Source organism: Paenibacillus terrisolis (assembly GCF_056171975.1).
On record NZ_JBKFGG010000041.1, the window covers coordinates 1 to 21,124 of the forward strand.

At 48.5% G+C, this 21,124-nt stretch carries 34 protein-coding genes and 1 rRNA gene; 2 read left to right on the forward strand and 33 right to left on the reverse strand.

What is annotated here, in order from left to right; all coding sequences use genetic code 11:
- The 3 genes from ACI48K_RS22780 to ACI48K_RS22790 form a co-directional block, all read right to left on the reverse strand.
- Positions 1–173, reverse strand: a 16S ribosomal RNA gene (locus ACI48K_RS22780); the annotation flags it as partial.
- Positions 174–518: 345 nt separating this feature from the next.
- The gene (locus ACI48K_RS22785) at positions 519–749 is read right to left on the reverse strand and encodes a hypothetical protein (protein WP_475029942.1); all 231 of its coding nucleotides are present in this window, start codon (positions 747–749) and stop codon (positions 519–521) included.
- Positions 750–916: 167 nt separating this feature from the next.
- The gene (locus tag ACI48K_RS22790; RefSeq protein WP_475029943.1) at positions 917–1,543 is read right to left on the reverse strand and encodes a stage II sporulation protein M; all 627 of its coding nucleotides are present in this window, start codon (positions 1,541–1,543) and stop codon (positions 917–919) included.
- Between the two features lie 127 nt (positions 1,544–1,670).
- On the opposite strand from ACI48K_RS22790, the gene pdaB reads away from it, so the two are divergent.
- Positions 1,671–2,480 carry a polysaccharide deacetylase family sporulation protein PdaB gene (gene pdaB, locus ACI48K_RS22795; protein WP_475029944.1) on the forward strand — a complete coding sequence of 270 codons (810 nt, stop codon included), beginning with the start codon at positions 1,671–1,673 and terminating at the stop codon, positions 2,478–2,480.
- Between the two features lie 80 nt (positions 2,481–2,560).
- Here pdaB and ACI48K_RS22800 read toward each other — a convergent pair whose 3' ends face one another.
- Positions 2,561–3,139, reverse strand: coding sequence for a KinB-signaling pathway activation protein (locus tag ACI48K_RS22800; RefSeq protein WP_475029945.1), 579 nt, complete (start codon positions 3,137–3,139; stop codon positions 2,561–2,563).
- A 138-nt stretch (positions 3,140–3,277) separates the two neighbouring features.
- Here ACI48K_RS22800 and gerD point away from each other — a divergent pair, with 138 nt between their 5' ends.
- Entirely contained in the window at positions 3,278–4,066 is a 789-nt protein-coding gene (gene gerD, locus ACI48K_RS22805; RefSeq protein WP_475029946.1) for a spore germination lipoprotein GerD, read from the forward strand.
- A gap of 37 nt (positions 4,067–4,103) precedes the next feature.
- Here the strand turns inward: gerD and ACI48K_RS22810 are convergent, their stop codons facing one another.
- The 29 genes from ACI48K_RS22810 to rpsQ all read right to left on the reverse strand — a co-directional run bounded on the left by ACI48K_RS22810 (position 4,104) and on the right by rpsQ (position 21,121).
- Positions 4,104–5,219, reverse strand: a complete 1,116-nt coding sequence (locus tag ACI48K_RS22810; protein WP_475029947.1) for a P-loop NTPase — start codon at positions 5,217–5,219, stop codon at positions 4,104–4,106.
- A 62-nt stretch (positions 5,220–5,281) separates the two neighbouring features.
- Positions 5,282–6,052: an N-acetylmuramoyl-L-alanine amidase CwlD gene (gene cwlD / locus ACI48K_RS22815; RefSeq protein WP_475029948.1), complete on the reverse strand. Its 771-nt coding sequence runs from the start codon at positions 6,050–6,052 to the stop codon at positions 5,282–5,284.
- 95 nt (positions 6,053–6,147) lie between these two features.
- Positions 6,148–7,320, reverse strand: coding sequence for a sulfate adenylyltransferase (gene sat / locus ACI48K_RS22820; protein ID WP_475029949.1), 1,173 nt, complete (start codon positions 7,318–7,320; stop codon positions 6,148–6,150).
- Positions 7,321–7,353: 33 nt separating this feature from the next.
- Entirely contained in the window at positions 7,354–8,046 is a 693-nt protein-coding gene (locus tag ACI48K_RS22825; RefSeq protein WP_475029950.1) for a phosphoadenylyl-sulfate reductase, read from the reverse strand.
- Positions 8,047–8,202: 156 nt separating this feature from the next.
- On the reverse strand, positions 8,203–8,595 hold the full coding sequence (gene rpsI, locus ACI48K_RS22830) for a 30S ribosomal protein S9 (RefSeq protein ID WP_475029951.1): 393 nt from the start codon (positions 8,593–8,595) through the stop codon (positions 8,203–8,205).
- Between the two features lie 20 nt (positions 8,596–8,615).
- Positions 8,616–9,053, reverse strand: a complete 438-nt coding sequence (gene rplM / locus ACI48K_RS22835; protein WP_475029952.1) for a 50S ribosomal protein L13 — start codon at positions 9,051–9,053, stop codon at positions 8,616–8,618.
- 248 nt (positions 9,054–9,301) lie between these two features.
- Positions 9,302–9,676 carry a TFIIB-type zinc ribbon-containing protein gene (locus ACI48K_RS22840; protein WP_475029953.1) on the reverse strand — a complete coding sequence of 125 codons (375 nt, stop codon included), beginning with the start codon at positions 9,674–9,676 and terminating at the stop codon, positions 9,302–9,304.
- 81 nt (positions 9,677–9,757) lie between these two features.
- On the reverse strand, positions 9,758–10,552 hold the full coding sequence (gene truA / locus ACI48K_RS22845; RefSeq protein WP_475029954.1) for a tRNA pseudouridine(38-40) synthase TruA: 795 nt from the start codon (positions 10,550–10,552) through the stop codon (positions 9,758–9,760).
- Between the two features lie 101 nt (positions 10,553–10,653).
- The gene (gene rplQ, locus ACI48K_RS22850) at positions 10,654–11,019 is read right to left on the reverse strand and encodes a 50S ribosomal protein L17 (protein WP_475029955.1); all 366 of its coding nucleotides are present in this window, start codon (positions 11,017–11,019) and stop codon (positions 10,654–10,656) included.
- 36 nt (positions 11,020–11,055) lie between these two features.
- Positions 11,056–12,000, reverse strand: a complete 945-nt coding sequence (locus ACI48K_RS22855) for a DNA-directed RNA polymerase subunit alpha (RefSeq protein WP_475029956.1) — start codon at positions 11,998–12,000, stop codon at positions 11,056–11,058.
- 133 nt (positions 12,001–12,133) lie between these two features.
- On the reverse strand, positions 12,134–12,529 hold the full coding sequence (gene rpsK / locus ACI48K_RS22860; RefSeq protein WP_018753969.1) for a 30S ribosomal protein S11: 396 nt from the start codon (positions 12,527–12,529) through the stop codon (positions 12,134–12,136).
- A 19-nt stretch (positions 12,530–12,548) separates the two neighbouring features.
- A complete protein-coding gene (rpsM, locus tag ACI48K_RS22865; RefSeq protein ID WP_036712625.1) occupies positions 12,549–12,917 on the reverse strand; it encodes a 30S ribosomal protein S13 in 369 nt (122 codons plus the stop codon).
- A gap of 20 nt (positions 12,918–12,937) precedes the next feature.
- Complete coding sequence (rpmJ, locus tag ACI48K_RS22870) at positions 12,938–13,051, reverse strand: 50S ribosomal protein L36 (RefSeq protein ID WP_003333770.1); 114 nt, start codon at positions 13,049–13,051, stop codon at positions 12,938–12,940.
- A 192-nt stretch (positions 13,052–13,243) separates the two neighbouring features.
- The gene (gene infA / locus ACI48K_RS22875; protein ID WP_018753971.1) at positions 13,244–13,459 is read right to left on the reverse strand and encodes a translation initiation factor IF-1; all 216 of its coding nucleotides are present in this window, start codon (positions 13,457–13,459) and stop codon (positions 13,244–13,246) included.
- 2 nt (positions 13,460–13,461) lie between these two features.
- The gene (locus ACI48K_RS22880) at positions 13,462–13,776 is read right to left on the reverse strand and encodes a hypothetical protein (RefSeq protein WP_475030008.1); all 315 of its coding nucleotides are present in this window, start codon (positions 13,774–13,776) and stop codon (positions 13,462–13,464) included.
- Positions 13,777–13,779: 3 nt separating this feature from the next.
- Positions 13,780–14,532, reverse strand: a complete 753-nt coding sequence (map, locus tag ACI48K_RS22885; protein WP_475029957.1) for a type I methionyl aminopeptidase — start codon at positions 14,530–14,532, stop codon at positions 13,780–13,782.
- 5 nt (positions 14,533–14,537) lie between these two features.
- Positions 14,538–15,182, reverse strand: coding sequence for an adenylate kinase (locus ACI48K_RS22890; protein ID WP_475029958.1), 645 nt, complete (start codon positions 15,180–15,182; stop codon positions 14,538–14,540).
- A 101-nt stretch (positions 15,183–15,283) separates the two neighbouring features.
- Positions 15,284–16,582 carry a preprotein translocase subunit SecY gene (secY, locus tag ACI48K_RS22895; RefSeq protein WP_475029959.1) on the reverse strand — a complete coding sequence of 433 codons (1,299 nt, stop codon included), beginning with the start codon at positions 16,580–16,582 and terminating at the stop codon, positions 15,284–15,286.
- Entirely contained in the window at positions 16,582–17,022 is a 441-nt protein-coding gene (rplO, locus tag ACI48K_RS22900; RefSeq protein WP_475029960.1) for a 50S ribosomal protein L15, read from the reverse strand. The genes secY and rplO overlap by 1 nt, the downstream gene beginning before the upstream one ends.
- 51 nt (positions 17,023–17,073) lie before the next feature.
- Positions 17,074–17,259 (reverse strand): 50S ribosomal protein L30, encoded by a 186-nt coding sequence (gene rpmD / locus ACI48K_RS22905; RefSeq protein WP_018753977.1) that lies wholly within the window; start codon positions 17,257–17,259, stop codon positions 17,074–17,076.
- Between the two features lie 12 nt (positions 17,260–17,271).
- Complete coding sequence (rpsE, locus tag ACI48K_RS22910; protein ID WP_475029961.1) at positions 17,272–17,769, reverse strand: 30S ribosomal protein S5; 498 nt, start codon at positions 17,767–17,769, stop codon at positions 17,272–17,274.
- Between the two features lie 27 nt (positions 17,770–17,796).
- Complete coding sequence (gene rplR, locus ACI48K_RS22915) at positions 17,797–18,165, reverse strand: 50S ribosomal protein L18 (protein ID WP_475029962.1); 369 nt, start codon at positions 18,163–18,165, stop codon at positions 17,797–17,799.
- A gap of 82 nt (positions 18,166–18,247) precedes the next feature.
- Positions 18,248–18,790, reverse strand: a complete 543-nt coding sequence (rplF, locus tag ACI48K_RS22920) for a 50S ribosomal protein L6 (protein WP_475029963.1) — start codon at positions 18,788–18,790, stop codon at positions 18,248–18,250.
- Between the two features lie 30 nt (positions 18,791–18,820).
- A complete protein-coding gene (gene rpsH, locus ACI48K_RS22925) occupies positions 18,821–19,219 on the reverse strand; it encodes a 30S ribosomal protein S8 (protein WP_430705259.1) in 399 nt (132 codons plus the stop codon).
- Between the two features lie 32 nt (positions 19,220–19,251).
- Entirely contained in the window at positions 19,252–19,437 is a 186-nt protein-coding gene (locus ACI48K_RS22930; protein ID WP_085279072.1) for a type Z 30S ribosomal protein S14, read from the reverse strand.
- Positions 19,438–19,485: 48 nt separating this feature from the next.
- Positions 19,486–20,028, reverse strand: a complete 543-nt coding sequence (gene rplE / locus ACI48K_RS22935) for a 50S ribosomal protein L5 (protein ID WP_475029964.1) — start codon at positions 20,026–20,028, stop codon at positions 19,486–19,488.
- Positions 20,029–20,060: 32 nt separating this feature from the next.
- The gene (gene rplX, locus ACI48K_RS22940) at positions 20,061–20,414 is read right to left on the reverse strand and encodes a 50S ribosomal protein L24 (RefSeq protein WP_475029965.1); all 354 of its coding nucleotides are present in this window, start codon (positions 20,412–20,414) and stop codon (positions 20,061–20,063) included.
- A gap of 36 nt (positions 20,415–20,450) precedes the next feature.
- Positions 20,451–20,819 carry a 50S ribosomal protein L14 gene (rplN, locus tag ACI48K_RS22945; RefSeq protein ID WP_009226648.1) on the reverse strand — a complete coding sequence of 123 codons (369 nt, stop codon included), beginning with the start codon at positions 20,817–20,819 and terminating at the stop codon, positions 20,451–20,453.
- Between the two features lie 35 nt (positions 20,820–20,854).
- On the reverse strand, positions 20,855–21,121 hold the full coding sequence (gene rpsQ, locus ACI48K_RS22950; protein WP_475029966.1) for a 30S ribosomal protein S17: 267 nt from the start codon (positions 21,119–21,121) through the stop codon (positions 20,855–20,857).
- Between the last annotated feature and the right edge of the window lie 3 nt (positions 21,122–21,124).

The following is a 21,124-nucleotide window of genomic DNA, read 5'->3' on the forward strand; positions in this document are numbered from 1 at the left end:
ATCCGGTATTAGCTACCGTTTCCGGTAGTTATCCCAGTCTTACGGGCAGGTTGCCTACGTGTTACTCACCCGTCCGCCGCTAACCTTACCCCGAAAGGTAAGATCCGCTCGACTTGCATGTATTAGGCACGCCGCCAGCGTTCGTCCTGAGCCAGGATCAAACTCTCCATTAAAGATGGAAGCAGTCTCGTACCCGGAGGTATGAGGTGTTCCATCGAAAGTGTTTGTCTTGCTCATTTAGAAACTGACGAGAAATAAATTTCTCATTTTAATACTCACTCGTTGTTCAGTTTTCAAAGATCAACTTCGCTTTTCTTCGTCGCTGCGTTTCAGCGGCGACTTTTATAATATATCATACTCGGCTAGGTTTTTGCAAGGGGTTTTTCGAAAGTTTTTTCGTTATCCTTCTTGCTTTTCCGCGTTTATGCCGCCCCGCCAAAAAGCGGGACGTTTGCTAATTTAACATAAACGACGACCTGCCGTCAAATCCAATTTTTTACTGTAAACATCCGAACTCGCTATTGTTTTACCTGTGGAAAATGGCTTCTGCGTGCATACTTGGAGAGTTCCTTTGGAGGAGCGAATCGGGCGTACATCCGAAACACGGTTTTATAACGATTAGCGATAGCGTGACGTATATCCTGATCCAGGCGATGGTCGCTCATATCAAGGAGCATCTCGTCCAACTCCTTGCGCAGTACATAGTCCAGCTCTTTGCATTCTTTTTCATTGAACAGCATTCCCAACACTCAAGCAACAACTCCTCATAAACTGGATTCCAAATTACGATCGGGGATTTGTCATAATGCTTCGCCTTATATCCTGCCGAACTCAATCTCATCTTGGGCGCTTTAATGTTATGCACATTTTTTGGGAAAATTATGAATGGACCCGTAAAAGAATCTCGAATACTCATTCAGCCGACCAGATAGTAAGTCAATGTACTTTCTATTATGGCCGCAATCAATAGAAGCAAAGTGATCCAGCACACTCCCCTGCCTAAAGACGCAAAAAAATGCCTCCAATTCACCGTACGATCCTGGCGGTCTCTCGCCCCCAGTTCCCCAAGGCCTTTCAGCACAAAATAACCAAACTGAAGACCAAACGCGGAAGCGATAATGATCGCCGGAATTTCAATAATACCGTGCGGTAAAAGACCCTTAACGATTAGCTCATACACATTCTCGCCATTAGCACCCGCAGCGGCGACCACGAATCCTAGTGCCAATCCGTTCATCAACAGAAAAAATGCCGGCACCAAACCAAGCAGAGCTCCAAGTAACATGATGGCGATGCTTTTAACAACATTATTCATGAAAATAAATCCGAAAAAGCTTAGCTCGGGGTTTTCGGTCTGAGACAACCGGCGACTATACTCCCCCAACTTTTCAAGATCCGGCATGATCAGCCGCGTGAGTGCTTCCACATTGGACGCTCCTATAGCAACTCCCGCCGCAAATATGATAAAAGAAATCAGAATCATCTTTTTGTATCTGGATAAATCCCGAAAAAAACGGCGTGCCGACAAGGCGGACAACATCATAAACAACTCCTCTTTTTTAGGTTTTCTATGGACAAGAACGTCATAAACGATAGAGGTACGAGCATACATTGGTACAAGCGGATCACTTCAAACCATTCACTCTGGTGACGAGAGGGGCTTGAATCTCATGAACAATTTCTTCTATGTTCTTAACGGAAAGAAGATCAAAAGGTTTTTCTTTGTTTTTGCAGCGGCGTTGTTTGCAGCAGGCGTCATTTACGTGGAGAGAGAGCACATTACGGTGTTTTCGGAAGAAAGTACGCCTTCCGCCGTTTATAGCGTATCCACGGACAAAAAAGTCATCGCCTTGACCTTCGACATCAGTTGGGGAGATACGCGAACGGAGCCCATTCTGAAAGTGCTGAAGGACAAGAACGTGCAAAAAGCTACGTTTTTCCTTTCCTCGCCCTGGAGCAAAACTCATCCGGACATCGTAAAAGACATCCAGCAGCAAGGCTTCGAAATTGGCAGTCACGGACACAAGCACGTTAATTACAGCAGCCTGAGCGAAGAGGAAATCTCGCGTCAAATTTCAACGGCTCACACGATTTTGACGGACTTGACGGGAAAAGCTCCCAAGCTGCTCCGACTTCCCAACGGAGATTTTGACAAAAGAGTACTGAAGGTGGCTGAAAGCCAGGGTTATACGGTCATTCAATGGGATACCGACTCCCAGGACTGGATGAATAAAGGCGTGCAATCCATCGTAGACCGCGTTGTAACCAAAGCCCACCCAGGAGACATCGTCCTTCTTCACGCCAGCGATTCCGTTAAGCAAACGCATGAGGCTCTGCCAATCATTATCGATGAATTGCGAAAAAAAGGATATGAATTCGTTACCGTTACCGATTTGCTGCAGGAGGCCGGCGTTCAGGGAAATGAAGTACGCGATCAAGCGTGGCTCCAAAAACAGGAGGATATCGCGGCCGGACTATAAATGACTCCATCCTTATGCTGTAAAGACAAAAAGCCCAGAGAAATTCTGGGCTTTTTAAATTTCCGGATGACCAGAGGTTACTAACGGTTCAAAACCCGCTGAAGAATAAGAATCTGGTAAGCGTTGCAGGCGATAAGCGGAGCAGCGATCCAAGCCGTCGCGTTGTTTACCCCAATATTAAGAACCCCGACAATCTCCACGATCGTGACCGCAGACATGAAAAAAAGCGTCGGTATCCAGGCCGTTGCATTGGTGAGACGAACCTTCCAATAAGAAACCGCGAAGGCGATGATGATAATTATGATGCCCAAGATCAGATCAAAGATGCCGCGTTCTTCCCTGCCGACAAATATCCGGAAAAACATCAGTTCCAATAGAGCCAGAACGGCAAGCGCAAGCTGTACGTATTGCCATGTTCTTTTCGAAAAAACGCCTTTACCCATATAGTTAATCATTAAATAAGCAAAAAAGCCCATTTGTGAATACACGCTGATCATAATGCCTACTCCAAGAAGAATGCCGATATTCACAAAAAAGTCGGTGGTTCCGGTAAATTGAAGCGTATCTGTCCACTGCAGAAGCAGGCCGACGATTAACGAACCGGCCGCGCCTACAACTAACGTTGTCCCAAATAAGTACAGCCAATTTTTCAAATTCACACCATACACCCCCCACTAACGAATTATTTTACCAACGATCCCGGCAAAAAACCATTCTTTTCACGGCCCGGTGATGGGATAATTCCTTTTCAATACCGCATACTAAGCACAGCAACGACGACAAGGAGGAAGGGAACCATGAAAAGGCGGACAACCCGTTGGCTTTTATGCATCCTATTTACATTGACTCTTCCGTTATCGGCCTGCGGTTCTGAGCAAAGCTCCTCCTCTTCTCAAGGTGGAGGTTATAAAGAAACGAAGTCCATGGTTATCGATATCCTGAAAACCGATGAGGGTAAAAAAGCGATATATGAGGCTTTGAGTTCTCCAGCCAGTGGAGGAGGAAGCGGAAGCGGCTCAAGCTCAGGATCGGGGTCCGGTTCCGAGTCGGGCTCGGAATCCGGTGGATCAAGCGGAGGTGGAGGAGGCGGAAACTTCGGTATAAAAATGCTGCTCCCGTCCCAAACATCAAATGAGGTCCGAATGGCCGTCAAGGATACGATCACTTCTCCGGAATACAAGAAGGAAATCGAGAAAATCATGACCGATCCGCAGTTCGCCGGCGATTTCGCCAAAGCGGTCAATTCACAAAGCAAAGAACTCCATATGCAGCTGATTAAAGATCCAACGTATCAAAAATCGGTTCAGGATATGTTGAAATCCCCCGATGTTATGAAGATGTTCCTGGATCTTACCAAAACGCCGGATTATCGTAAGCAATCCATGACGGTTATGCAAGAAGCCATGCAAAGTCCGATCTTCAAAATGGAAGTCATGGAACTGCTGAAAACGGTCGTTCAAGAACAATTGCAGCCTAAAATTGAAAAATCGCCGAAGCAAGGCGGTGGCGACCAAGGTGGAGGCGGCGGCAGTGGCGGCGATCAAGAAGGCGGCGGCGGTAGCGGTGGCAGCGGTGGCTCATCTTAATATCATGCACCATATAAAAAGACTGACCCGCGGGAGGTCAGTCTTTTGTACATTTAACCGCGATCCGGGCGGCGATTTCATCATATAGCCTCCCCGCCGTACTTTCCGCTTTATAAACGGAAGGTGAAAAATCCGGCTCGGCCGGATGATTGTCCGGAGCGCCCAGCGGGATCTGAGCCAGCAATTCCGCGTGAAGCGACTCGGCAAGTCTTGCGCCTCCACCTCTGCCAAAGATGTAATCCTTTTGCCCGCAGGCGGAACATTCGTAATAAGCCATATTCTCGACGACGCCAAGCACCTCATGTTCGGTTCGCAAGGCCATGGAGCCCGCTCTGGCAGCAACAAAAGCCGCCGTTGCATGCGGCGTGGTTACGATGATTTCCCGGCTTTGCGGGATCATCTGATGTACGTCCAATGCCACGTCGCCCGTTCCGGGAGGCAAATCGAGAAGTATGTAATCGAGCTCACCCCACGCTACATCGTCAAAAAATTGGCGCAGCATTTTCCCTAACATCGGGCCCCGCCAAATCACCGGGTTGTTGTCCTGAATAAAAAAGCCCATGGACATCACTTTAACGCCAAACCGCTCGACCGGTAAAATCACTCCATCTTCGACACGGGGCGTTTCCTCGATTCCCATCATGTCGGGAACGCTGAATCCATAAATGTCCGCGTCGATCAGACCGACTTTTTTGCCTTGGCGCGCAAGCGCAGCGGCCAGATTAACCGTGACGGTCGACTTTCCGACGCCGCCCTTGCCGCTGGCAACGGCGATGAAATGCACGCCGGACTCAGGTGCCAGGAGAGGCACTCGCTTGGAATCTGTTTCATCCGTGACGTTGGCCTCTTGTGCGCCTGTGCCGGAAGATGATGCACCTTCTAAGGCTCCATCCGCTTCCTCCAGTTCACGTTCGGAAGCTTCCCGGAACCGAAGATGTACGTCTTTTACTCCGGCTTCCTCAAGACGATAACGGATTTCCCGCTCCAGCTCCTCGCGCGCCTGAAGACTTTGCTCCATGCCTACGACCGTCAGCGATACCCGATCCTCCTTGATCATCATGTCGCGAATCCACTGCAAATCCACCAAACTCCGCTTTAGGGTCGGCTCGGCAACCGGACGCAAAGCCGCCTGAAGCTGTTCTCTTGTCAACAAATGCAGCACCTCGACTTCGTCAGATATCTCTTTTTGATTACGCTATGATTTTAATTATAGCACTACCTGACATGGTCTGGCGCTTTTCCGCTTTGTTCCCCCGAATAATAACGTAAAATCCCTTGATAAATCGACGCCGCCACTTTGCGTTGATAAGCATCGCTTCCGAGCAGCTGCGATTCCCCCGGATTCGATAAAAAGCCGACTTCGACCAGGATTGCCGGAATATGCAAGGATTCCAGCAAATATACCTTTTTGTCGGAAGGTTTAGCGACCCGGTCAGTATTTTCCAAATTGCGTTTTAACTCTTCCTGAACAAGATCCGCCAGGCTGGCGCTGTCCTGGTGATTGGGATAATAAAAGGTTTGCGCCCCTCTCCACTTGGGGGACGGGATACTGTTCATATGAATGCTGACAAGCGTTTTCGCTTGCTGATCCTGAACAAACCGGACGCGCTGCTTCAGATCCTCCGTTTTCCGCTTGCTGTAGCCTTTGGTCTCCGCGTTGGCCAAATCTTCATCCTCTTCCCGGGTCATCACGACGACCGCTCCGGCCTGCTGCAAATAATCCCGCAAATACAAGGCTACCGACAGGTTAATATCTTTCTCAATCAGTCCCTGCTTGCTTACGGCCCCCCCGTCCGGGCCGCCGTGCCCGGCATCCAGAGCAATAACCTGTCCGGCAAGCGGAAGACTCCAGTATTTCCACACTTTGGCCGCAGGAACCTCGTAAACCGCAATAACGGAGAGCAGGGCAACCAGGCCTATGCCGATCAGCGCCAATCTAATTTGCCGGAAGGATATCCACAGAATCACCTTGTCTCGTTTGCCCATAAAAAAGCCACCTTTCGTCCCCATCATGACATTAATCATCATATGGGACGAGGTGGACAAATATGCCGGAACTCCGTTTATCGAATAATTGCTCTCTATGATCTTGCGACCTGCTCGCTCATGCCCTCAATCAGCACCTTTGCCACTTCCGGCCGGGTGAATTCCGGAGGAGGGCAAATTCCCTCACGAATAAGCCCGCGCACTTTCGTGCCCGACAGCGTCAAATGATCCTCCTTAGGATGAGGACAGGTTTTGCTCGAAGCCATATTGCCGCATTTCGTGCAGAAGAAGCTGTGTTCAAAAAACAGCGGTGATATCCCCAACTCCTCCGCCGAGAAATTCACGAAGATTTCCTGCGCTTCGTACGTTCCGTAATAATCGCCAACACCGGCATGATCCCGCCCTACAATAAAGTGAGTGCAGCCGTAATTCTTTCGGACCATGGCGTGAAAGATCGCCTCTCTCGGGCCAGCATAACGCATCGCAGCCGGAAAGACGCCAAGAAACGTCCGGTCCTGCGGATAATAATGCTCGAGCAGCGTCAAATAGCTCCTCATCCGAACGTCGGCCGGCACATCGTCCGATTTGGTCTCTCCGACCAGCGGGTTCAAGAATAACGCGTCAACGATCTCCATCGCGCTTTTTTGGATATATTCATGGGCCCGGTGAACCGGATTACGGGTTTGAAAACCTACGACAGTTTTCCAGCCCTTCTCGGCGAAAATGCGACGCGTGTCGGCCGGATCGAAATAAAACTCCTCAAACCGCTCCGGACGCGGCCGATTCAGAACCTGGATCGAACCTCCAACGTAAATTGAGGGGCGCTCAAGGAGTTTTTTGACGCCGGGATGCTCCGGGTCGTTCGTTTTGAAGACCTTTATGGCTTCCTCATTATGGTCAACGGGATAAATGCTGCCGACTTCCAGCAACGCGTAGATTGGCCCCTCCTGCTCGCCTGCAAGCGCCACTTTCTCTCCGATCGATAATCGGCCCGCTTGCTCTTCTTCTACCGATAGCGTAATCGGAATGCTCCAAACCGTGCCGTCCGAGAGTCTCATGTTTTGCACGACGGAACGGTAATCATCCTCGTTCAAAAACCCGGTTAATGGGGAAAAAGCGCCCACTGCAATCAAATCAAGATCCGATAAAGTCCAGCTGTTGATCGTTATCTTCTGCAGGCTTCGCGCCAACGTCAGCAGTTCATCCCGCTCTTTGCCCGCAACCAATCTGTTCACCAAAGAACCGCCATGCGGTAATATTGCCGTCATCCGATCTCCTCCGTTATTGGTAATGAACGCCGATTACTGGTGCAAGCCGCATTCGGTTTTATCCGTGCCCGACCATCGTCCGGCCCTAGGATCTTCCCCGGCCAATACGGGACGGGTACAATACTCACAGCCGATACTCGGATAATTGCGATCATGAAGCGAGTTATAAAAGACATGATTTTCGCGGATATAATTCCAGACGTCTTCTGAGGTCCAACTGGCCAGCGGGTTGAATTTGACAAGACCGAATTTGGTGTCATATTCGATTTTCTTGGCATTTGCCCGCGTTGGAGCCTGGTCGCGCCGAATGCCCGTAATCCACGCATCATAGCCCCCCAGCACCCGGGTTAGAGGCTCTACTTTACGAATGTTGCAGCAGGCGTTGGGATCGGAATTCCATAACTCTTCTCCATGCTGCTCCGCCTGTTCCTCCGGTGTTATTTGCGGAGATACCCTTACGAACTCCAAACCGTATTTTGCGGCGATTGCATCCCGGGTTTCGTAAGTCTCCTTAAAGTGGAAGTCCGTATCCAGATAAAAAATATCGCTGGAAGGGCTGATTTTTTGCAGCATATCCACCAATACAACGTCCTCGGCGCCAAAACTGCAGGCAAACGCGATATTGGGAAATGTCTCTACGGCCCAAGCGATAACTTCTTCCGGCGTCGCCGTTTCCAATTCCTCCGATTTTACTTGAATCAGCTGTTCCTTCTCCAATAAATTCATGCCCTCGCCCCCACTTTAAAATCTGATGATTTCCGAACACAAGCAATATACCAAGTAAACTGATTTGAATTATATATAAAAGTATATGTCAACTTGGAAATAAGTCAATAAAAAAAGCTCTTTTCCGAGTCGGAAAAGAGCTTTTCGAAGCAAATATTAACGTTTCGAGAACTGAGGAGCACGGCGAGCTGCTTTGAGGCCGTATTTCTTACGTTCTTTCATACGTGGGTCACGAGTCAGGAAGCCTGCTTTTTTGAGGGCAGGACGGAATTCAGGGTCAGCTTTGAGCAACGCACGGGAGATCCCGTGACGGATTGCGCCGGCTTGACCGGAAATGCCGCCGCCATGAGCGATAACAACTACATCGTAGCTGCCCAAAGTTTCGGTCAGCGTCAGAGGTTGCTTAACGATCAGTTTAAGAGTTTCCAGACCAAAATATTCATTGATGTCGCGCTTATTGATGACAATGCGTCCTTCACCCGGTACAAGGCGAACACGAGCTACCGAATGTTTACGACGACCTGTCCCATAGTATTGTACTTGTGCCATGAAACTGTCCTCCCTTTTAATTATCCGCGAAGTTCGTAAACTTCAGGTTTTTGTGCTGCATGTGGATGTTCCGTGCCGGCATACGCTTTAAGTCTCAGCTTCATTTTCTCGCCTTGGCGAGTTTTAGGCAGCATGCCATGAACAGCAGATTCAATCACACGCTCAGGTTTTGTTCTCAGCATATCTTGAGCAGTTGTCACTTTCAAACCGCCTGGATGCAGGGAGTGACGATAGTATTTTTTGTTTTCCATTTTTTTGCCCGTAAGTGCAATTTTCTCGGCGTTAATGACGATAACGAAATCACCGCCGTCAACATGTGGAGTGAAGCCTGGTTTGTGTTTGCCGCGAATCAGAGCAGCAGCTTCGCTAGCCAAACGGCCCAGCGTTTTGCCCTCGGCATCAATGATGTGCCATTTGCGCTCAACTTCGCTTGGCTTCGCCATATAGGTGGTACGCATGTAAAGATCCTCCTTCATATTCGTCCGAAATGGTTCATAGGTGCTGAAAACGATCTTGCTCTTCAGGTCGCAGGACACTTCAGCACATTTATCTTCGATCGTTTCATTCACGGTTTAGTTGTTGTTTTCAATACCTTGCTTAGCGGTTTTCTTAATTGGGGGCTGTGGGAGAGCCATAAGAAAACACAACTTTTATTTTACAGGAAGCCACCTCAATAAGCAAGGCTTTTTTCAAAGAAGTCGCGGGTTTAATCGAATAAATCACCAAATACATCAAGCACCGATTTTTTCTTCTTGTGCTTGTGCGAGCCTTTATCATAACCATGTTGCGGATACCGTGGATCATACCCTTGATTCGGTTGATTGCCGTATCCCGGTTGCTGTTTCGGATGACTGTAATGATCATCGTCATCGTCTCTGTGGCGATCATAGGTACGTTCGCCATCGCGGTTGTTGTCATACCATTCATTAAACGCCGGACGGATCTCACGAATCTCGTTCAGCAATTTTTCCAATTCGCCCCGATCAAGCCACACGCCTTTGCAATCGGGACATACGTCGATCAGCACACCGTCTTTTTCCACTTCACGCATACGAACATCGTTACACACCGGACATTTCACTATAAAAAACCTCCGCTTCCGTAAAATATCTTATATTTAAAATATGTTACGTATAATTCCGCCTGAGGTTTCAAATAACTGTCATTTTCCCGATTCGTCCGCTTCGATCACAGCATATTCGACCTGCCATAGCATCAGGCCCTTGCTTTCCGCAGTAGGACCTGCGGCCTTACGGTCTCTCGCCTCAAGAATCGCTTTCATCGACTCCGGGGAACGTTTGCCTTCGCCGATTTGCAGCAGCGTTCCTACGATGATTCTCACCATATGCTGCAAAAAGCCGCTGCCGGTAATATAAAAATGAATGATTCCCTGCTCACGGCTGCCCGGATAATCATCCGAATCGTCCAGTTCAAGGCGGGCGTCAAAGATCGTTCTAACGTGACTGGCTTTCGTCGAATGCCGTGAAGCGAAGGAGGTAAAGTCATGTGTCCCTAACAGATGCACCAGGCTCTCGCCCATCGCTTCAACATTCAAATGCCCAGGATGGTGAAACTGGAAGTTGCGTAAAAACACGTCAGGTACACGGTTGCCGTTGATCGTGTAACGATAAGTTTTCCGTTTAGCCGAACGTCTGGAATGAAAGGATAGGGACACTTCGCGGGCTTCGATAATCCGAATGTCGGAAGGAAGACGGCCGTTCAGGGCGAGACGCCAGCGCTCAATCGGAATCTGGGAATCGGTGATAAAGTGAAACGGTTGCTCCCGTGCATGTACCCCGGCATCGGTGCGTCCCGATCCGTGGATCTTCACTTCTTCCCCCGTCAAATGCCGGATGGCCTCCTCAATGTAATCTTGGACGGTATTGCCGTCCGGCTGGGTTTGAAAGCCGAAGTAGTTCGTTCCGTCATAGCTGACGGTCATCAGCAGATTCCGCATCGGTATCTTCCTTCCTAATAAAAAAACTCTCCGAAAGCTTAGCCGTAAGGCGAGCCGACAGAGAGTTTTACACGCTAAGTTTGGGGAATCTCCCCGGTGAATTAAGCCCGGTCTACCAGTTCCAGATAAACCATAGGGGCGGAATCGCCGCGGCGAGGTCCCAGTTTCAGGATACGAGTGTATCCTCCTGGACGCTCGGAGTAACGAGCTGCCAGTTCGGAGAACAGCTTTTGGATTGCATCTTGTTGTCCGTCGATCGATTCGCGACGAACATAAGCTGCAACTTGACGACGAGCGTGCAAATCTCCGCGTTTTGCCTTGGTGATCAGCTTCTCTGCAATAGAACGAACTTCTTTTGCTTTCGCTTCCGTCGTTTGGATGCGTTCGTATAAGAACAGGTCCGTTACCAAGTCACGAAACAAAGCCTTACGTGCACTGGAATCACGGCCCAACTTTTGGTATGCCATGAGTTTTCCCTCCTTCGCTAAAACGATTCAAGCAGTCTATTCTTCTGTACGTAATCCCAAACCGAGTTCCTCGAGCTTCTCTTGAACTTCTTCCAAAGATTTGCGGCCCAGGTTGCGGACCTTCATCATATCTTCTTCGGTTTTCGTCGTCAGCTCTTGTACCGTATTGATGCCGGCACGTTTGAGGCAGTTATAGGAACGAACAGAAAGATCAAGCTCTTCAATCGTCATTTCAAGCACTTTCTCTTTCTTGTCTTCTTCCTTCTCGACCATGATTTCCGCGTCTTTCGCTTCGTCCGTGAGGCCCACGAACAAGAAGAGATGCTCAGTCAAAATTTTTGCACCGAGACTAACCGCTTCCTCAGGTCTGATACTGCCATCGGTCCATACTTCAAGCGTCAGCTTGTCGTAGTTGGTCACTTGGCCAACACGCGTATTTTCTACAACGTAATTGACACGAGTAATCGGGGTATAGATCGAATCGATAGGAATGACACCGATCGGCTGATCATCACGTTTGTTCCGGTCGGCTTGAACATAACCACGACCGCGGCCCGCATAGATGCGCATGTGAAGTCTCGAACCCGGCTCCATCGTAGCAATATGCAGATCCGGATTTAGGATCTCCACATCGCTATCGGCACGGATATCACCAGCCGTGATGACGCCTTCGCCTTCCGCATCGATTTCGAGAATTTTCTCCTCGTCCGAGTGGATTTTAAGCGAAAGAGCCTTCAGGTTTAGAATGATCTCCGTAACGTCTTCCATTACGCCCGGGACTGTCGCGAATTCATGCAGAACTCCATCGATTTGGACCGAGGTTACCGCAGCACCCGGCAGAGAAGAGAGCAAAATCCGGCGAAGCGAGTTGCCCAGTGTGGTGCCATATCCACGCTCAAGTGGTTCTACTACAAATTTCCCATAGGTGCCATCTTCGTTAACTTCTACGGTCTCAATTTTTGGCTTTTCGATTTCTATCACGAAAGTACCCCTCCTTCAAAAACGTCGTTCCTTTGAAAACTGCCTTGTTTGACTGAAGTCGATCTTGTAGTATGCCTAAACAACCATTATTTACAAACTTTGCTGTTGTTATACCACACTATATCCGGCTTCATTAAACGCGGCGGCGTTTTGGAGGACGGCATCCGTTATGAGGAATCGGAGTCACGTCTTTAATCATGTTCACTTCAAGGCCTGCCGCTTGCAAGGAGCGGATAGCGGCTTCACGGCCGGCTCCAGGACCTTTAACCATAACTTCGACGCTCTTCATGCCATGCTCCATTGCTGCTTTCGCAGCGGATTCCGCTGCCATTTGAGCGGCAAACGGAGTCGATTTACGGGAGCCTTTGAATCCAAGACCGCCGGAGCTGGCCCAAGAGATCGCGTTACCGTGCGGATCCGTAATCGTTACAATCGTATTATTGAAGGTGGAGCGGATATGTGCCACACCAGATTCAATGTTTTTCCGGTCACGACGTTTAGTACGTACGACTTTTTTTGGTTTAGCCATTGTCTGTTATCCCCCCTTCTTATTTCTTCTTGTTCGCTACCGTACGACGAGGACCCTTACGAGTACGGGCATTCGTTTTCGTACGTTGTCCGCGAACCGGCAAGCCGCGACGATGACGAACACCGCGGTAGCAGCCAATTTCGATCAAACGTTTAATATTTAAAGAAATTTCACGACGCAGGTCACCTTCAACCTTGACCGTTTTGTCGATCGTTTCGCGTAGTTTGCTAACCTCATCTTCCGTCAAATCACGAACACGAGTGTCCGGATTGATGCCTGTTGTGCTCAGGATTTTCTGGGAAGTCGTTTTACCGATTCCGAAAATGTAAGTTAAGGCGATCTCAACGCGTTTATCACGTGGCAAATCCACACCAGCAATACGTGCCATTTTACGCTACACCCCCTTCTTTATCCTTGTTTTTGTTTGTGTTTCGGATTTTCGCAAATCACCATGACATTGCCTTTGCGACGAATGACTTTGCATTTTTCGCAAATCGGCTTTACAGAAGGTCTTACCTTCATGTTGATTACCTCCTTAAAGTTTTGCGAAGCAAAACTCTCTTCGTAAGGATTAGCTAAGTTTTACGAATGTAAAACTCTCATCGTAAGCATTAACCTAGTTCACGGAATGTAAAACCAAGTCGAAAAACTATACGCTTGAAACAACTCAACCTGCATATTATACCACAAAGTTATTGTGAATGGTATACCAATCTATTTACGATATGTGATCCGGCCTTTGGACAGATCATATGGCGATAATTGAACTACCACTTTATCTCCCGTCAGGATACGGATAAAGTGCATCCGCAGCTTGCCGGAAACGTGAGCGAGAATTTGATGACCATTCTCCAGCTCAACTTTGAATGTAGCATTGGGCAGCGGTTCGATGACCGTTCCCTCGACTTCAATGACATCTTCTTTAGCCACAGTCAGTCTCCTTTCTCTTCAGCAATAGAATTGGCGGATTTCAAATATTCGAGCACGGCATGACGCAACTTGGCGTTCGTCACCCGGCCGCTATCCTGCAAACTATGAACAACCTCGCTGCTGATCATGGACAGAGGCTCAAGATGATGGGCATTTTTACGCTTAGGCTGATCAAACTTGCGTTTGTCCCCGTCCACGATCAGAACGAATTTCTCGTCCACGACCTGGACAATCACGTAAACCGCACCGGCATCTCTGCCTTTCAAAACTTTTACCAGCTGGCCGATTTGCAAATCCGTTCGGTGCTCCACCTTCATCACCTATTCGTTCAGCTTCGTAAAAATTTCCATGCCGTCAGGCGTAACGGCCACCGTGTGTTCAAAATGAGCACAAAGCGATCCATCCACCGTAACGACCGTCCAATTGTCTTCCAGCGTTCTGACATACCGTTTGCCGACGTTAACCATCGGTTCGACGGCCAGTACCATGCCCGGCTTCAACCGAGGTCCCCGATCGGGAGTGCCATAGTTAGGAATTTGCGGTTCTTCGTGCAGATCCGCGCCTACGCCGTGTCCGACGTATTCCCGAACGACCGAAAATCCGGCAGCCTCAATGTGCTGCTGAATCGCATGCGAGAGGGTGAACAGGCGGACATCCGGTTTGACAAGCGCCAGGCCTGCAAAAAGGGAACCTTCCGTGACCTCAAGAAGTCTTTGGGCTTCATCCGAAATTTGCCCTACCGGGTAAGTCCATGCCGAGTCGCCATGAAAGCCTCGATACTGTGCGCCGATATCAATACTGATGATATCGCCTTCGTTCAACTTGCGTTTGCCGGGAAATCCATGTACCAATTCTTCGTTGACCGAAGCGCAAATACTGTAAGGAAAACCGTTGTAGCCTTTAAAGGATGGAATGGCGCCCTGACTGCGAATAAATTTGTCGGCGAGTTGATCGAGTTCCCCCGTCGTAATTCCAGGCTCAATCGATTGCGCCATGAGCCTGTGCGTTTCCGCTACGATTCGCCCTGCTTCTCTCATAAAGCCCAGTTCCGTTTCGGATTTACATATGATCATTACACCTAACCTCGCAGTAAGGATACGATTGTCTTCGAAACCGTATCGATTTCCTGTTCTCCATCTACTTCGTGCAGCAGGCCTTTTTCTTCATAAAACTTCAGAAGCGGCGCTGTCTTGTTGATATATTCGTCCAGCCGCGTACCGACCTTCTCTTCACTGTCGTCGGAACGTTGGTACAGTTCGCCTCCGCATTTATCGCAGACGCCTTCCTGCCCCGGAGGATTAAAGATCACGTGATAAGTGGCACCGCAGGATTTACAAATCCGGCGTCCGGTCAGCCGCGCCAGCAGCTTGCTCCGGTCCACTTTCAGGTTGATGACATGCTCCAGCTTGCGGCCCAAATCCGCCAGCAGTTCCTCAAGCGATTCCGCTTGCGAAAGGGTTCTTGGAAAACCGTCCAATAAAAAACCATTTTCGCAATCGGACTGCTGCAGACGCTCGCGAACAATGCCAACCGTCACATCATCAGGCACCAAAAGGCCTTGATCGATATATTCCTTTGCTTTCATCCCTACAGGTGTTCCCTGTTTAATAGCCAGACGAAAAGCATCGCCGGTAGAGATATGAGGAATACCGAATTCGTTAACGATGACCTCGGCTTGTGTTCCTTTTCCTGCCCCGGGAGGCCCCATGAATAAAATGTTCATGTCTCTCACTCCCTCCAAAGACTTACTCCACTTCAAGAAACGGCGTAATAGGCACCAGGAGAGCATAAACGAACCGTCGCCCGATCCTGGAACCTATCCACCTATTTATTGATGAATCCTTTATAGTGACGCTTGATCAATTGGCTTTCGATCGTCTTCATCGTATCAAGCGCAACGCCGATGACGATCAAGATGGAAGTACCGCCGATTAACACCGAACGCGGCAGTCCAGCCAATGCGCCGAGCCCTGTAGGAAGCAGGGAGATTGCCGCCAGGAAAATCGCGCCTGCCATCGTCAAACGGGTTAAAATCCGAGTGAGATAAGTAGCCGTTGTTTTCCCCGGACGAATTCCCGGAATATAGCCTCCGTTTTTCTTCATGTTGTCGGCCATTTGCTGAGGGTTCATCTGCACAAAGGTATAGAAGAACGTGAAGCCGATGATCATGACAACATAAAGAAGCATCCCGAGCGGAGCTGTCTGAGACAAGTTCGTGCTAATCCACTTCGCCCAAGTATGGGTAGACCAGAAGTTAGCGATGACAACCGGGAATTGCAGCAAAGAAATTGCAAAGATAACCGGGATAACGCCCGCCGCATTAATTTTCAGCGGTATATGGGTGTTTTGCCCACCGTACATTTTGTTGCCGACAACGCGTTTCGCGTACTGTACCGGAATTTTCCGGACAGCTTGTTGGATGTAGATGACACCAACAACAATCAGCACGCAAACCAGTAAAATCGCAATCACTTTCACAACGTTCATGAAAGCTTGACCTTCGGCAAAGAAGTCCGACTTAATAATCGTCTGAATATGTCCCGGTATTGAAGCCACGATCCCGGCAAAGATGATCAGCGAAATCCCGTTGCCGATCCCTCTTTCGGTAATCTGCTCGCCGAGCCACATCAGGAAGGATGTTCCTGCGGTTAACACAATTGCGATAACAAGATAATCGGCAAATGTAGCATTAGGCACCATTTGTGTGCTGTACAAACGGTTGAAACCAACCGATGTCGCAAACGATTGAATCAGCGCGAGCACTACAGTGCCGTACCGGGTTACTTGAGCACTCTTCTTCTTGCCTTGCTCCCCTTGTTTGGCCCATTCCGCAAATTTCGGAATAACGTCCATGGACAAGAGTTGCACGATGATCGATGCCGTGATATAAGGCATGATCCCAAGAGCAAAGATCGAGAAGTTTTTAAGAGCGCCACCCGAGAAGGTGTTCAAGAGCCCCAACAAGTCGCTGCCCGCACTATTAGTCTGTTCGAGGACATCTTTATTAACGCCCGGAACCGGAACGAAAGAACCGATCCGGTAGATAAGAAAGATAAACAGGGTGAAGAGAATACGGTTGCGAAGGTCCTGAACGTGCCATATGTTCTTAATGGTTTTAAACATTAGATCACCTCGGTTTTACCGCCGGCAGCCTCGATTTTCTCTACCGCAGATTGGGAGAACTTATTCGCTTTAACTGTCAACTTGACAGTAACGTCACCGTTGCCAAGAATCTTGATGCCGCTTTTTGCGTTTTTCACGATTCCTTGTTCAAACAACAGTTCAGGAGTCACTTCCGTATCCGCCGCAAAGTTGTTCAGATCTTGGGTGTTGATAATCGCATATTCTTTCCGCGTCGGATTTACAAACCCGCGTTTTGGCAAGCGACGATACAACGGGTTTTGACCGCCTTCGAAGCCCGGACGTACACCACCGCCGGAACGAGCGTTTTGACCTTTATGACCGCGAGTAGATGTTTTACCCATGCCACTGCCTGTACCGCGGCCTACGCGTTTGCGTTCTTGGCGGGAGCCAGGAGCTGGAGAAAGCTCATGTAACTTCATCGTTCGTTGCACCTCCTTATTTATTGTTAGCACTTATAAGTTTCGTGTCCATTAACCTTCGATTTCTTGTACAGAAACCAGGTGGCTGACTTGATTTACCATGCCACGAATGGCTGGGTTGTCATTATGAACCACCGATTGGTTGATTTTGCGAAGTCCCAATGTTTTCACGGTAGTACGTTGGTTCTCCGGACGACCGATCAAACTACGCACGAGGGTAATTTGCAGTTTAGCCATGAGATTCCCTCCTTAACCGAGAAGTTCTTCGACGGATTTACCGCGTAATTTCGCAACATCTTCAGCACGTTTCAGACGGGACAAGCCCTCCAAAGTCGCATTGACCATGTTGATGGAATTCGAAGAACCTAAAGATTTTGTCAAAATGTCGCCTACACCGGCAAGTTCAAGAACGGCACGAACCGGACCGCCGGCGATAACGCCGGTACCTTCGGATGCCGGTTTCAGAAGCACGCGGCCTGCACCGAAATGTCCGGTTACAAGGTGAGGGATCGTAGTTCCCACGAGCGGAACGTGTACAAGATTTTTCTTGGCATCTTCAATTCCTTTGCGAATCGCATCAGGAACTTCGCCGGCTTTGCCGATACCAGCGCCAACCCAGCCTTTGCCGTCGCCGACAACAACCAGAGCGCTGAAGCTAAAGCGACGTCCGCCTTTAACAACTTTAGCTACACGGTTAATGTTTACAACTCTTTCTGTCAGTTCTAAAGCGTTCGGATCTACACGCAAGTCGTTAACCTCCTTTTAAGAAATATTTTAGAACTCAAGGCCTGCTTCGCGAGCTGCGTCAGCCAGTGCTTGAATCCGTCCATGGTACAAGTATCCTCCGCGGTCAAAAACAACGACTTTAAATCCTTTGTCTTGAGCGCGTTTTGCGATCAATTCGCCAACTTGACGAGCCGACTCCACGTTTCCGCCGTTGTCGATCGAAGCGCTAAGCTCTTTATCCACAGTCGATGCGCTGGCCAGCGTCACGCCTGCCACGTCGTCGATCAATTGTGCATAAATATGTTTGGAAGAACGGTATACGTTCAGTCTTGGACGTGCTGCCGTTCCTTCGATTTTTTTACGAACACGCAAATGTCTTTTCAGACGAGCCTTGTTCTTATCACCTTTTGTAATCATGACTACCATTTCACTCCCTTCGGTTTACCGTACAAGCAATTCATTTCAAGAAGCCAGAAGGACAGGCGCTTTAAGAAGAAACTTATTTCTTCTTACCTGCTTTACCTTCTTTACGAATGATGCGTTCGCCTTCATACTTGATCCCTTTGCCTTTGTAAGGCTCAGGTTCGCGCACGGAACGAATTTTAGCGGCGTATTCGCCTACGCGCTCTTTATTGATTCCTTTTACGATGATCTTCGTGTTCGAAGGAACTTCAAATTCGATGCCCGCTTCCGGAGTAATTTCAACCGGGTGAGAGTAACCAACGTTCAGAACGAGTTTGTTGCCGGACAAGCTTGCGCGGTAACCGACACCAACCAGCTCGAGCGATTTGGAGAAACCTTCCGTTACCCCGCTGACCATGTTGCTCACGACGGAGCGAGTCGTACCATGCAGGGAACGATGTAATTTATTATCAGAAGGACGTTCGATGGTAACAGCGCTCTCTTCAACGTTTACCTTCATGTCCTTGTGAAGCTCACGAGACAAGGTACCTTTCGGTCCTTTTACCGTAATGACAGTGTTATCGAGTGTGATGCTCACACCACTTGGTACTGCGATTGGTTTGCGACCAATACGAGACATTTATTGCACCTCCTTGTTATAAGACGTTGATTACCAAACGTAGCAAACTACTTCGCCGCCCGCTTTGGACTGACGAGCTTCTTTGTCGGTCATAACTCCCTTGGAAGTGGAGATAATCGCGATACCCAAACCGCCGAGGACACGAGGAACTTCATTACTTTTCGTGTACACGCGAAGGCCTGGTTTACTGATTCTCTTCAAACCGGAGATAACACGTTCGTTGTTAGGGCCGTATTTCAGGAAAATACGAATCATCCCTTGTTTGTTATCATCGATATATTCCGCATCGCGAATGAAACCTTCACGCTTCAAAATTTCAGCGATTTGTTTCTTGATCGTGGACGCAGGCAGTTCAACCGTTTCGTGACGCACAGTGTTAGCGTTGCGAATACGTGTAAGCATATCTGCAATTGGATCTGACATAGTCATACGTTGTAAACCTCCTTCCCGTTGTTGATTAATTACCAGCTTGCTTTTTTCACGCCAGGAATCTGGCCTTTATAAGCTAATTCACGGAAGCAAATTCTGCAAATTTTGTACTTTTGCAATACCGAATGTGGACGACCGCAACGCTCACAGCGGGTATATGCCCGCACTTTGAATTTAGGTGCGCGTTGTTGTTTAACTTTCATCGAAGTTTTTGCCACTTTAGCCTGACACCTCCCAAATAGTTTCGGAGAATTGATTCAATCGGATTACTTTGTAAATGGCATTCCGAGCCCGGTCAACAGTTCGCGGGACTCTTCGTCGGTTTTAGCCGTAGTTACGATAACGATATCCATACCACGAACTTTGTCTACTTGATCATACTCGATTTCAGGGAAGATCAATTGTTCCTTGAGACCAAGCGTATAGTTGCCGCGTCCGTCGAAAGCTTTCGTCGATACGCCGTGGAAGTCACGGACACGAGGAAGCGTTACGTTGAACAACTTGTCGAGGAAATGATACATGCGGTCGCCGCGAAGGGTTACTTTCACACCGATCGGCATGTTCTCGCGAAGTTTGAAGCCGGCGATGGATTTCTTGGCGCGAGTGATGACAGGTTTTTGACCAGCGATCAGCTGCATGTCGTTTACTGCGGAATCCAATACCTTCGAGTTAGCTACTGCGTCACCAACACCCATGTTGATAACGACTTTCTCGATTTTAGGCACTTGCATTACTGTCGTATAGTTGAATTTTTGAATCAAAGCAGGTTGTACTTCGTTCAAAAAGCGTTCTTTAAGTCTAGTTGCCATGAATCATGGACCTCCTTTCTTAACATCGTGGATTAGTCGATTACTTCTCCGGATTTTTTAGCGATACGAACTTTCGTGCCGTTGTCCAATACTTTGTAACCGATACGGGTTACTTTTCCGCTCTTAGGATCAACGTGCATCACGTTCGATACGTGAATCGGAGCTTCTTTTTCGATAATACCGCCTTGCGGGTTCAGCTGATTTGGTTTTTGGTGTTTCTTAACCATATTCACGCCTTCCACAAGCACGCGGTTCTCACGAGGATATGCTGCGATAACGCGGCCTTTTTTGCCTTTGTCTTTACCGGAGATCACGATAACCGTGTCGTCCTTTTTGACATGCAGCTTATTGTTATGAGATTCAAGAATCTTCTTCAGTCTAGGCATCTATTTACACCTCCTGTTAATCGGGGTAGGGCTTTATTAGATAACTTCCGGAGCCAAGGAAACGATTTTCATGAAATCTTTGTCGCGAAGTTCGCGAGCAACTGGTCCGAAAATACGTGTGCCGCGTGGGCTCTTATCTTCTTTAACGACAACCGCTGCGTTTTCGTCAAATGCGATGTAAGAACCGTCTTTCCGGCGAACGGAACGTTTCGTACGAACAACAACCGCTCTAACTACGTCGCCTTTTTTGACAACGCCGCCTGGTGTTGCTTGTTTTACAGAACAAACGATCAGATCACCGATTTGTGCCGTACGACGACCCGTGCCGCCCAGAACGCGGATACACATCAATTCCTTCGCGCCGGAGTTGTCAGCAACTTGCAAACGTGTAAATGGTTGAATCATGGATATTTCCTCCTTTCAGCCTAAGCTAATTGCTATCAGATAATAACCGCTTCTTCGACGACTTCAACGAGTCTCCAGCGTTTGTCTTTGGACAACGGACGAGTTTCGGCGATTTTTACGGTGTCACCGATTTTCGCGGTGTTATTTTCATCATGCGCTTTAAATTTCTTCGTGTATTTAATGCGCTTGTGGTACAGATCATGTTTTTTGTAGGTTTCTACAGCAACAACGATCGTTTTATCCATCTTGTTGCTGACGACTTTACCAATTTGCACTTTACGGCTGTTACGTTCTTCGCTCATGGT

Bases quoted from the DNA above. Each gene is read 5' to 3' on its own strand.
- rpmD (WP_018753977.1), bottom strand. From the start codon at position 17,259: ATGGCTAAACTGCAAATTACCCTCGTGCGTAGTTTGATCGGTCGTCCG.
- rplM (WP_475029952.1), bottom strand. From the start codon at position 9,053: ATGCGTACCACCTATATGGCGAAGCCAAGCGAAGTTGAGCGCAAATGG.
- ACI48K_RS22790 (WP_475029943.1), bottom strand. From the start codon at position 1,543: ATGATGTTGTCCGCCTTGTCGGCACGCCGTTTTTTTCGGGATTTATCC.
- map (WP_475029957.1), bottom strand. From the start codon at position 14,532: ATGATCATATGTAAATCCGAAACGGAACTGGGCTTTATGAGAGAAGCA.
- truA (WP_475029954.1), bottom strand. From the start codon at position 10,552: ATGCGGAATCTGCTGATGACCGTCAGCTATGACGGAACGAACTACTTC.
- rplF (WP_475029963.1), bottom strand. From the start codon at position 18,790: ATGTCTCGTATTGGTCGCAAACCAATCGCAGTACCAAGTGGTGTGAGC.
- ACI48K_RS22880 (WP_475030008.1), bottom strand. From the start codon at position 13,776: ATGAAGGTGGAGCACCGAACGGATTTGCAAATCGGCCAGCTGGTAAAA.
- rplE (WP_475029964.1), bottom strand. From the start codon at position 20,028: ATGGCAACTAGACTTAAAGAACGCTTTTTGAACGAAGTACAACCTGCT.
- rplO (WP_475029960.1), bottom strand. From the start codon at position 17,022: ATGAAGTTACATGAGCTTTCTCCAGCTCCTGGCTCCCGCCAAGAACGC.
- rpsI (WP_475029951.1), bottom strand. From the start codon at position 8,595: ATGGCACAAGTACAATACTATGGGACAGGTCGTCGTAAACATTCGGTA.
- cwlD (WP_475029948.1), bottom strand. From the start codon at position 6,052: ATGGGCAAACGAGACAAGGTGATTCTGTGGATATCCTTCCGGCAAATT.
- gerD (WP_475029946.1), top strand. From the start codon at position 3,278: ATGAAAAGGCGGACAACCCGTTGGCTTTTATGCATCCTATTTACATTG.
- rpmJ (WP_003333770.1), bottom strand. From the start codon at position 13,051: ATGAAGGTAAGACCTTCTGTAAAGCCGATTTGCGAAAAATGCAAAGTC.
- ACI48K_RS22825 (WP_475029950.1), bottom strand. From the start codon at position 8,046: ATGAATTTATTGGAGAAGGAACAGCTGATTCAAGTAAAATCGGAGGAA.
- ACI48K_RS22890 (WP_475029958.1), bottom strand. From the start codon at position 15,182: ATGAACATTTTATTCATGGGGCCTCCCGGGGCAGGAAAAGGAACACAA.
- rplQ (WP_475029955.1), bottom strand. From the start codon at position 11,019: ATGGCATACCAAAAGTTGGGCCGTGATTCCAGTGCACGTAAGGCTTTG.
- rpsK (WP_018753969.1), bottom strand. From the start codon at position 12,529: ATGGCTAAACCAAAAAAAGTCGTACGTACTAAACGTCGTGACCGGAAA.
- rplN (WP_009226648.1), bottom strand. From the start codon at position 20,819: ATGATTCAACCATTTACACGTTTGCAAGTTGCTGACAACTCCGGCGCG.
- rpsQ (WP_475029966.1), bottom strand. From the start codon at position 21,121: ATGAGCGAAGAACGTAACAGCCGTAAAGTGCAAATTGGTAAAGTCGTC.
- rplX (WP_475029965.1), bottom strand. From the start codon at position 20,414: ATGCCTAGACTGAAGAAGATTCTTGAATCTCATAACAATAAGCTGCAT.
- sat (WP_475029949.1), bottom strand. From the start codon at position 7,320: ATGACGGCAATATTACCGCATGGCGGTTCTTTGGTGAACAGATTGGTT.
- rpsM (WP_036712625.1), bottom strand. From the start codon at position 12,917: ATGGCACGTATTGCTGGTGTGGATTTGCCACGTGATAAACGCGTTGAG.
- rplR (WP_475029962.1), bottom strand. From the start codon at position 18,165: ATGATTACAAAAGGTGATAAGAACAAGGCTCGTCTGAAAAGACATTTG.
- rpsH (WP_430705259.1), bottom strand. From the start codon at position 19,219: ATGACTATGTCAGATCCAATTGCAGATATGCTTACACGTATTCGCAAC.
- secY (WP_475029959.1), bottom strand. From the start codon at position 16,582: ATGTTTAAAACCATTAAGAACATATGGCACGTTCAGGACCTTCGCAAC.
- pdaB (WP_475029944.1), top strand. From the start codon at position 1,671: ATGAACAATTTCTTCTATGTTCTTAACGGAAAGAAGATCAAAAGGTTT.